Raw genomic sequence first — 10,308 nt, forward strand, 5'->3', positions numbered from 1 at the left:
CGCGACCACCGGCGGCCGTATTTCGAGTTTGATGAAAGCTAGAGCCCGATGAGCGCGCGGATGTCTTCGGGCGTGGCACCTTGCGCGCGATAGGTGGCGATGGCACGGGCATCATCTCGTTTCGCGAGCCGTTTGCCGGTTTCGTCGCGGATCAATCGGTGGTGGTGGTAGGCGGGCGTGGGCAGGCCGAGAAGCGCTTGCAGCAGAACGTGGATGAAGGTCGCCTCGAACAGGTCTTCGCCGCGGGTGACTTCGGTGATGCCTTGCGCGGCATCGTCGACCACGACGGCGAGATGGTAGGCCGCACCGATGTTCTGGCGCGCCAAAACCACGTCACCACAATGCGTTAGGAGCCATTCCTTATCTAGGACATGGTTTCCTGCGCGGGTGCCGCTGTCTTCGAATGACGGCCGTTCGGGGAGTATCGTGATCGCGCGGGCCATATCCAGACGGATCGTATCGCCCTCATCCCCACCACGGCAGGTGCCAGGATAGACCAAGCCGTCCGGGCCAAGGATCGGTGATCCTTCTTGAGGGGCGTCGAGCGCTGCACGAATATCGGCGCGGCTACATTTGCAGCGATACGTAACGCCAAGATTTTTCAATTTATCAATAGCTTGCTGGTAAAAGCTCATGCGGTCTGACTGGCGCAGGACGGGCTCTGGCCATGTCAGCCCCAGCCAATGCAGATCGTCATGGATTTGCGCTTCCCAATGCGGGCGGGCGCGCGATTGGTCGAGATCCTCGATCCGCAGAAGGAATTCCCCCCGCTCGGCCCGTTCTGCGGCGATCAGCGCGGCCAGCGCATGGCCCAGATGCAATGGGCCAGTGGGCGACGGCGCAAAGCGCGTGCGTCTTAGATTTGTGCCGCAAGCCATTGAGAAAACGCTTCTTTCGCGCGATCCGTATAGGCCTTGTAGCGGTCCTTGCGGCCCTTGCGCCCGCCTTTGGCATCAATCGGCGGGAAGAGACCGAAATTGACATTCATCGGCTGAAAGGTCTTGGCCTCGGCACCACCGGTGATGTGGTGGATGAGCGCGCCCATCGCGGTTTCGCCATTGGGTGCCTCAAGCGACCCGCCCTTGATCTCGGCCGCAGCCATCCGTCCGGCCAGCAGGCCCATAGCGGCACTTTCGACATAGCCCTCGACCCCGGTGATCTGGCCCGCGAAACGGATATTCGGGCGCGATTTCAGCCGCATCTGGGCATCCAAAAGGGTGGGCGAGTTGATGAACGTATTGCGGTGAATGCCGCCAAGTCGGGCGAAGCTCGCGTTTTCGAGGCCGGGGATCATCCGGAACACCTCGGTCTGCGCGCCGTATTTCATTTTGGTCTGGAAGCCGACGATATTGAACAAGGTCCCAAGCGCATTGTCGCGGCGGAGCTGCACGACCGCATAGGGCTTGTCCTCGGGCCGGTGCGCATTTGTCAGCCCCACCGGCTTCATCGGGCCATGGCGGAGCGTTTCACGGCCACGCTCGGCCATCACTTCGATTGGCAGGCAGCCGTCGAAATATTTGGCGGTCTCACCGTCGTGGAACTCGGTCTTGTCCGCCGCCAGAAGCGCGTCGATGAAGGCCTCGTATTGGGGCTTGGTCATCGGGCAGTTCATATAGGCGGTCTGCTCTTCAAGCGTTTCGCCCTTGTCATAGCGTGATTGCATCCAAGCCACGCTCATATCGACCGTTTCGGCATAGACGATGGGCGCGATCGCATCAAAAAAGGCGAGGCTGTCAGCCCCGGTCTCGGCGCGGATGCTCTCGGCCAGCGCGCCCGAGGTGAGCGGGCCGGTTGCGATGATCCAATGACCTTCACGCGGCAATTCGGTGATCTCACCGGGTGCCACCTCGATCAGAGGGTGTGCGCGCAGCCGCGCCGTCACGGCCTCGGAGAACGCCTCACGGTCCACGGCCAGCGCGCCACCTGCGGGCAGGCGGTGCAGGCGGGCCATCTCCATCAAGAGACCATCCGCCGCCGCCATTTCCCAATGCAAAAGCCCGACCGCGTTGCGCTCGTCATCATCCGAGCGGAAGGAGTTCGAGCAGACCATTTCGGCGAAGTTGCCGGTCTGATGCGCAAAAGTGCCGACCTCGGGGCGCATTTCGTGAATGACCACGCGCACGCCTGCCTGTGCGGCCTGCCATGCGGCCTCGGACCCGGCCATGCCGCCGCCGATGATATGAAGCTGTTCCGTCATGCCATGGCCTTTACAATCGAAAAGGGCCGCGCGCAATCGGCGGCCCTTTCACTATGCTCCAAATATCCCGGGGGGCTGGCGGCAGCCAGCGGGGGCAGCGCCCCCTCAGGCCTCGCCGCCTTCGCCTGCTTCGGGGGGTGGCGCCGCGTCGGCTTCGATCTCGGCGTTCTCGCCCTGATCGGCGATCCGTGCGACCGAGACGACGACCTCAGCCTTGGCGGTGTCGAAGACCTTGACCCCGCCCGCCGAGCGCGACCGGAACGAGATCCCGTCCACCGGGCAGCGGATCGACTGGCCGGTCGAGGTGGCCAGCATCACCTGATCCGAGATTTCGACCGGGAACGACGCAACCAGCGCCCCGCCGCGCATCGACTTCTCGATGGCGGTCACGCCTTGACCGCCGCGCCCGCGCACCGGGTAGTCGTGGCTCGACGAGATCTTGCCCGCGCCTTTGGCGGTGATGGTCAGGATCAGGTCCTCTGCCGCCGACATTTCGGCATAGCGCTCGGGGCTGAGCTGACCCTCCGCGACGGGGTCTTCCTCGTCATCGGCCTCGTCCTCGGTCACACCGGCCATCAGGCGGCGCTGCTTGAGATAGGCGGCGCGTTCTTCGGCGCTGGCCTCGAAATGGCGGATGACCGACATCGAGACGACCTTGTCCTCATCAGCCAGACGCACGCCGCGCACGCCGGTGGAGTCGCGGCCCTTGAAGATCCGCACCTCCGGCACCGGGAAGCGGATCGCGCGCCCGCCCGCCGTCACCAGCATGATGTCATCACCCTCGGTGCACATGCGCGCGTTCACCATCTCGACCCCCTCGGGGAGCTTCATGGCGATTTTGCCGTTGCGCTTCACATTGGCGAAGTCCGAGAGCGCATTGCGTCGGACCGAACCGTCGGAGGTCGCGAAGAAGACCTGATAGTCGTCCCAATCCTCTTCGGGCGCGTCCACCGGCATCAGTGCCGCGATCGAGACCCCTTGCGGGATCGGCAGGATGTTGACGATTGCCTTGCCCTTGGCCGTGCGTCCGCCCAGCGGCAGGCGCCAGCATTTGAGCGAATAGACCATCCCGTCCGTCGTGAAGAACAAAAGCTGCGTATGGGTGTTGGCGACGAAGAGCGTGGTGACCACGTCGTCCTCTTTGGTCGCCATTGACGACAGCCCCTTGCCGCCGCGCCGTTGCGCGCGGAAATCGGCGAGCGGGGTGCGCTTGATGTAGCCGCCCGAGGTGATCGTCACGACCATGTCTTCGCGCTCGATCAGGTCCTCGTCGTCCATGTCACCGGCCCAGTCGATGATCTCGGTGCGGCGCGGCACGGCGAAGAGGTCCTTCACCTCGCGCAGCTCCTCCGAGATGATCGCCATGATCCGGTCGCGCGAGCCGAGGATGTCGAGGTAATCCTTGATCTTCGCGGCCAGCTCTTCGAGCTCGTCCGTCACTTCCTTGACGCCGATCTGGGTCAGGCGTTGCAGTCGCAGATCGAGAATCGCGCGAGCCTGAGCCTCGGAGAGGTTATAGGTGCCGTCCTCGTTGATCGGGTGCAGCGGGTCGTCGATGAGGCGGATGTAGGCCGCGATCTCATGGGCGGGCCAGCGCCGGGTCATCAGCCGTTCGCGTGCCTCCGCGGCATCGGCCGAGCTGCGGATCGTGGCCACGACCTCGTCCACGTTCGAGACCGCCACGGCAAGGCCGCACAGGATGTGGCTGCGTTCGCGGGCCTTGCGCAGTTCAAAAGCGGTGCGGCGGGCGACGACTTCCTCGCGGAAGGTGATGAAGTGGCTCAGGAACTGCCGCAGCGTGAGCTGCTCGGGGCGGCCACCGTTGAGCGCCAGCATGTTGCAGCCGAACGAGGTTTGCAGCGCGGTGAAGCGGTAGAGCTGGTTCAGCACCACCTCGGGCGTCGCGTCGCGCTTCAACTCGATCACCACGCGCACGCCGACCCGGTCGGATTCGTCCTGCACATGGGCGATGCCTTCGAGCTTCTTGTCGCGGACGAGTTCCGCGATCTTCTCGATCATCGTCGCCTTGTTGACCTGATACGGGATCTCGTCGACGACGATGGCGTAACGGTCCTTGCGGATCTCCTCGACATGGGTTTTCGCCCGGATGATGACCGAGCCGCGGCCTTCGAGATAGGCCTTGCGCGCGCCGCCCCGGCCCATGATCAGGCCGCCGGTCGGGAAGTCGGGGGCGGGGACGATCGCCATGATCGCCTCGTCCGACATGTCCGGGTCCTCGATCAGTGCAAGCGTTGCGTCGCACACCTCGCCGAGGTTATGCGGCGGGATATTCGTGGCCATGCCGACCGCGATCCCGCCCGCGCCGTTGACCAGCATGTTCGGGAAGCGCGCGGGCAGAACCGTGGGTTCGCGGTCCTTGCCGTCATAGTTGTCCTGAAAATCGACCGTGTCTTTTTCGATATCGGCCAGCAGGTAGGCGGCGGGCTTGTCCATGCGGACTTCGGTGTAGCGCATCGCGGCGGCGTTATCGCCGTCCATCGAGCCGAAGTTACCCTGACCGTCCAGAAGCGGCAGCGACATGGAGAAAGGCTGCGCCATACGCACCAAGGCGTCATAGATCGCCGCGTCGCCATGCGGGTGATATTTACCCATGACGTCGCCGACCGGGCGGGCCGACTTGCGATAGGGCTTGTCATGCGTGTTGCCGGTCTCGTGCATCGCATAGAGGATGCGCCGGTGCACCGGCTTCAGACCGTCGCGCAGATCGGGGATCGCGCGGCTCACGATCACGCTCATCGCGTAATCGAGATAGGCGGTCTTCATCTCTTCCGCGATGGAGATCGTCGGCCCATCGTAATGCGGGCGTTCGGGCCCGGTTTCGGTGCTTTCCGGCGTTTCGGGAGTATCGGTCACACGCTTCTCGCAACTCTAGATATTGTTGGACCGGCTTATAGCGCACTCCATCGCTTGGGTGCAATCGCCAAGGCCCCCCAAAGGACGCTTTCGCGCGGCCCGTGTGCTGCTCAGGCGGATTTGCGCGCGCGGACAAAGGCCCAGAGCCAGATGCCCGCCAGCACGAAAGAGCCGATGGCATTGAGGTTCGCCATGGTCACGCCGAACATCTCCCACGGGATCTCGTCGCAGCGCACGAGCGGCGCGGCCTCGATCTGGGCGAGCAGGTCCTCGACCGAGAGATTGGCCACCCCGTTCGAGGTGCAGCTGTCAGGACCCTCGAAGATCTTGCGCTCGACGCCCGAGTGATAGACGCCGATCGCGCCGGTCGTCGCTGCGGCCAGCGCGCCCAGGAGCGCCGTCACCATCGGCAGGCGCAGCACAAGGATCGCCGCCCCGATCAGGACCGCCGCCAGATGCGGCCAGCGTTGCAGGATGCACAGATCGCAGGGCGCGTAACCCGCCGCCTGAAACAGAAGCGCGCCGGCCAGAACGGCGGCGGACCCGAAAGCGGCCAGAAGCACAAGGCGGCGTGGGGTCAGGTTTTCCATCACAGATACCTCAGCAGATAGAAGCCGCCCAGCAGGAGCACCACGAAGGCGGTGAACAGCCAGCCGAGCCAGCGCTCGATAAAGGTGCGGATCGGCGCGCCGAATTTCCACAAGAGCGCCGCCAGCACGAAGAAGCGCAGCGCGCGGGCAAGCACCGACACCCCGATGAACAGCGGCAGCGAGAGTTGCGTCGCGCCCGAGAAGATCGTGATGACCTTATAGGGGAAGGGCGTCACCCCCGCGACCAGCACCGCCCAGCCGCCCATCTCGTTGAAGCGCGCGGCGAGATCGTCGAACTTGTTGGCCTTGCCGTAGAACTCGAGGATCGGCGTGCCGATGGCCTCCATGAAACCGTAACCGATGACATAGCCCAAGAGTCCGCCCAGCACCGAGGCCACGGTCGCCACCGCCGCGATGTGGAAGGCGCGCCACGGCATGGCGAGGATCATCGGGATCATCAGGATGTCGGGCGGGATCGGAAATATCGAGCTTTCGACGAAAGCCACCGCCGCCAGCGCCCACATCGCGCGCGGATGCCCGGCCAGTCCCATCGTCCAGTCGTAAAGCCTGCGGATCATCTGCGCCTCGTCGCCCGTTTGCCGATCTGTTGCCCGTGCCGCGCCCGAGGTCAAGTCGGGCTGCCCGGGTTCGGGCGATAAAAGGGGCTGTCAGAGCCTCTATCGAAAGGATAGTCTCGGTTTCGTGATTGGTGGAGGGTTTCCGACATGAAATGGCAGGGGCGGCGCGGCAGCCGCAATATCGAGGATCGCCGCGGGCAACGCAGCATCGGGCGTGTGGGCGGTGTGACGGGGGTTGGTGCGATCGCCGTTCTGCTGCTGGGCTATTTCCTTGGCGTCGATGTCACGCCGCTTCTGAGCGGTGGCGGGGCGCCGACCGTGCAGACTTCGGGCGAGCTGAGCGCGCAGGATCGCGCGATGGGCGATTTCGTGTCCGTGACGCTGGCCGATACCGAAGAGGTCTGGACCGATATCTTCGCCGAGCAGCTTGGACGCGAGTACGATCCGGTGACGCTGGTTCTGTTCAGCCAGGTCACGCAATCGGCCTGTGGCAATGCCAGTGGCGCGACGGGGCCGTTCTACTGCCCGGGCGACAAGAAAGTCTATCTGGACACGGATTTCTTCACCACGCTGACGCGCCAACTGGGCGCGGGCGGCGATTTCGCCGCCGCTTATGTGGTGGCCCATGAGGTCGCCCACCATGTGCAGGACGAGCTGGGGATTCTGGGCAAGGTGAACGCCCTGCGCGCGCGGGCCAGCACGGCGGACAGCAACGCGCTCTCGGTGCGCGTGGAATTGCAGGCCGATTGCTTCTCCGGCGTCTGGGCGCGCCATGCGGCCGAAAATTTTGGCACGATCGAGCGCGGCGATATCGCCGAGGCGATGAACGCGGCGGCGAAGATCGGGGACGATACGCTGCAACGCAATGCCGGGCGGCGCCCGATGCCGGACAGTTTCACCCATGGCTCCTCGGAGCAGCGCCAGCGCTGGTTTGCCGCCGGCTTCGAGAGTGGCGAGGTCGCCGCCTGCGACACGTTCTCGGGCAACAGCCTGTGACCCGTGAGGGCAGGGGGTGCGAAACCCCTTGCCAGCCCGCGCGCGGGCGGCTAGATCGCAAGGGCTGGCCCGCATGGCGGAATTGGTAGACGCAGCGGATTCAAAATCCGCCGCCCTCGGGCTTGCCGGTTCGAGTCCGGCTGCGGGTACCAGCTGTTTCCAAAAATGATCGTTTGAGTCGTGTCGGGGGCGGTCTGCTTCAGGGCGGGCGACGGGCTGTGTCCACGGCGTGCCCGGCGTTCCCGGCGCAAACGCTCACGCCGGGCGACTCACTGCGCAAGAAAAAGGCGATTCGAGCGATGGCGCAACCTAAAGAGGAGTGAATTCTGTCAAGAGTGCGCGAAAGTTGTTTCGTCAGGCAGAATTGCCATATTTTTGCCATTATCGGTTCTGGAAACAAAATCACCGTTAATCCCGGTTCGATTGTATCCGGGCGGGCAACAATCACAAAATCTTTGATGTGCAACCCACGAAGCGCGGTCGGCAGCCGTCCTTTTTCCCTTCGTGAACACGATGCTCTCACGGCGGCGAAAGCTAAATGACCGAAATTGTTCAAGAAACAATCAGGGGCCGTTTTCGAGAACAAATCCCGCCTTCCCGGTTCCGGCGCACATATCCTTTGGGATAGGTAGAACAATATTAAGACATAATTCACTTCACGCCTTTCGGTCGGCGCGGTATCTAAAAGATGTCCATAGGGACGTGTTGGCCATGGGGGTGGCCATTGATGAGTGAGGCATCGGGGGATGCTTGTTGGAATGAAGTGCTGCCGGGGGGGCGGAACCGCAGGGTTCCCGACCCAGAAAACTTTGGAACGGTTTTTGTCGAGCGGCCCCGCGGGGGCAGCTTGGCGGCGTGGACGCCTTCGTCAGGCGTTCGCGGGTGCTTTTGACTGCCAGGACGACCTCTTGCCATCGGTAATGGCCCTGTCGCGGGGCTGACGTGCCGGTCTCGCCTGTTGCGAGGCCAAAGGATGAGTGCCGCGGGCTGTGTCACCCGCGTGCCGTATGAGAGGTGAGACGATGACCTATTATTACAATACCGCTCCGAACGCGTGTAACGACGCGGCGACGACGGATTACAACACGGCGGTCACCGTCCGCGTTCTCGCGAATGATTACGATTACAATGGCGACTGGCTACGGGTGACGAGCGTTGGCGCGACGAATGACGGCGCGGTGGTGCTTAACGCGGATGGGACCGTGACATTCACGCCCGATCCGGGCTTCGTCGGCACGACCACGTTCACCTATACGATTACCGATGGGCGCGGCGGCTATGACACGGCCACCGTGACCATCAATGTTTGCGCCCCGGACAGCGACGGGATCGTGTCTGGCACCGCTGGCAGCGATCTGATCGACACCGCTTATATCGGCGATCCCGATGGCGACCGCGTGGATGCCAATGACGCGGTTCTGCCCGGCGAATACGGCGATGACGATATTATCCATGCCGGGGCGGGGAATGACACGATCCTCGCAGGCAACGGCAATGACGAGGTTCTCGCGGGCACGGGCGACGACCTCATCGACGGCGGTGCTGGGAATGACTCGCTGCGTGGCGAGGCAGGCGACGACACCTTCGTGGGCGGCGCTGGCAACGATACGTTCTCGGGGGGCACCGGGCTCGACATGGTCGATTATTCGGCCTCTGGCGCGGCTGTGAATGTCAATCTCACCACCAATGGCGCGACCGGCGGCGATGCGACCGGCGACGTGCTTCAAAGCGGCATTGATGGGATTTTCGGCTCCGATTTCAACGATACGCTGGTCGGCTTCGACAATCAGGGCACGGAGCCCGGCGATACCTTCACCAACGTGTTCTACGGCAATGACGGCGACGATCTGATCGAAGGGCGCGGGGGCGATGACAGCCTTTATGGCGGCGCCGATAACGACACGATTTTCGGCGGCAGCGGAGATGATGAGATCACCGGCGATGCCGGGGCGGATACGATCTATGGCGACAATGGCGGCGATGTCCCCAGCACGGCCGGTCAGGCGCTGGATGTGGACTGGGGCAAGATGTCGTCCTCTGGCTGCACCAATGCCGACGGCACGCTGATCAACGGCGCGAGCATGGATCTGGGTGGCGTGCAGGTCACCGTGGGCTTTACCGTGCAGGATTACGGCGCGACGGCAACGGTCGTGGGCGACACGCAATATACCGAGAGCACCGATGGCATCGACAATCTCTCGGCGCTCAAGCTTTACGGTCTGGGCGGCGAGGGCGGTGCCGACAATACCTCGACGACGACGCTCGATTTTTCGTCGACCGATGCCGCTTATGGCGATGAGGTGCAGAATGTCAGCTTCCGCCTGAACGACATCGATGTCGGCACGTCGACCGACTTCCACATCGATATCGTGACCGTTCGCGCTTATGACGCGGATGGCAATCCGGTCGAGGTCATCCTGACGCCCGAGGGCGCTCAGACCGTTTCGGGGAACACTGTCACCGGGACTGCGGTCGATAACGGCTATATTACTCCGAGCACGGCGGCGGGCTCGGTTCTGGTGACCATCGCGGGTCCGGTCGCGCGGATCGAGATCGACTATGACAATGGCGGCAATACCGATCAGGCGATCTGGGTCACCGATATCTACGCCGAGACCACCGATCCGGGCGCTGGCGCCGGGGAGGATGGCAATGATCTGATCGACGCGGGTGACGATGACGATGTCGTCTTTGGCGAAGGCGGCAATGACACGATCACCGGCGGCGCGGGCGCGGATACGATTTCGGGCGGCGATGACCGCGACCTGATCTTTGGCACTGCGGGCGACCGCGTGGACGGGAACGAAGGCGGCGACGACTGGGATACGCTGGACCTGACCGGGCAGGGCGCATACCGGATCATCAACCAGGTGCCGGACGAGAATGGTAACGGCACCAATGGCACCGTCGAATTCTACGATGCCGATGGCACGGTCACCGGCACGCTCGATTTCTTCAACATCGAACAGATCATCGGCGACGATGTGAACTATGCCCCGGTGGCCAATGACGACACCGCCTCGACGGATGAGGACGTGCCGGTCACGATCAACGTGCTGGGCAATGACGTGGA

General features: G+C 63.5%; 7 protein-coding genes and 1 tRNA gene. 3 read left to right on the forward strand and 5 right to left on the reverse strand.

The annotated features are described in order from the left end of the window. Positions 1-38: 38 nt before the first annotated feature. From gluQRS to P0X85_RS13630, 5 genes are all read right to left on the reverse strand, one after another. Positions 39-878: a tRNA glutamyl-Q(34) synthetase GluQRS gene (gene gluQRS, locus P0X85_RS13610; protein ID WP_275814423.1), complete on the reverse strand. Its 840-nt coding sequence runs from the start codon at positions 876-878 to the stop codon at positions 39-41. Continuing rightward, the gene (gene trmFO / locus P0X85_RS13615) at positions 857-2,197 is read right to left on the reverse strand and encodes a methylenetetrahydrofolate--tRNA-(uracil(54)-C(5))-methyltransferase (FADH(2)-oxidizing) TrmFO (protein ID WP_275814426.1); all 1,341 of its coding nucleotides are present in this window, start codon (positions 2,195-2,197) and stop codon (positions 857-859) included. The genes gluQRS and trmFO overlap by 22 nt, the downstream gene beginning before the upstream one ends. Positions 2,198-2,302: 105 nt before the next feature. Then, positions 2,303-5,071, reverse strand: coding sequence for a DNA gyrase subunit A (gene gyrA, locus P0X85_RS13620; RefSeq protein WP_420851841.1), 2,769 nt, complete (start codon positions 5,069-5,071; stop codon positions 2,303-2,305). Between the two features lie 110 nt (positions 5,072-5,181). Then, positions 5,182-5,661, reverse strand: a complete 480-nt coding sequence (locus tag P0X85_RS13625) for a disulfide bond formation protein B (RefSeq protein ID WP_275814429.1) — start codon at positions 5,659-5,661, stop codon at positions 5,182-5,184. Next, on the reverse strand, positions 5,661-6,239 hold the full coding sequence (locus P0X85_RS13630; RefSeq protein ID WP_275814433.1) for a YqaA family protein: 579 nt from the start codon (positions 6,237-6,239) through the stop codon (positions 5,661-5,663). Before P0X85_RS13630 ends, P0X85_RS13625 begins: the two co-directional genes overlap by 1 nt. Positions 6,240-6,386: 147 nt before the next feature. On the opposite strand from P0X85_RS13630, the gene ypfJ reads away from it, so the two are divergent. From ypfJ to P0X85_RS13645, 3 genes are all read left to right on the forward strand, one after another. After that, the gene (gene ypfJ / locus P0X85_RS13635) at positions 6,387-7,235 is read left to right on the forward strand and encodes a KPN_02809 family neutral zinc metallopeptidase (RefSeq protein ID WP_275814436.1); all 849 of its coding nucleotides are present in this window, start codon (positions 6,387-6,389) and stop codon (positions 7,233-7,235) included. 67 nt (positions 7,236-7,302) lie between these two features. Then, positions 7,303-7,387: transfer RNA gene (locus tag P0X85_RS13640), tRNA-Leu, on the forward strand. A gap of 870 nt (positions 7,388-8,257) precedes the next feature. After that, a partial coding sequence (locus P0X85_RS13645; protein WP_275814439.1) for an Ig-like domain-containing protein occupies positions 8,258-10,308 on the forward strand: 2,051 nt, incomplete at its 3' end.

This window comes from Pseudothioclava nitratireducens, from assembly GCF_029210495.1.
Classification (GTDB): domain Bacteria; phylum Pseudomonadota; class Alphaproteobacteria; order Rhodobacterales; family Rhodobacteraceae; genus Pseudothioclava; species Pseudothioclava nitratireducens.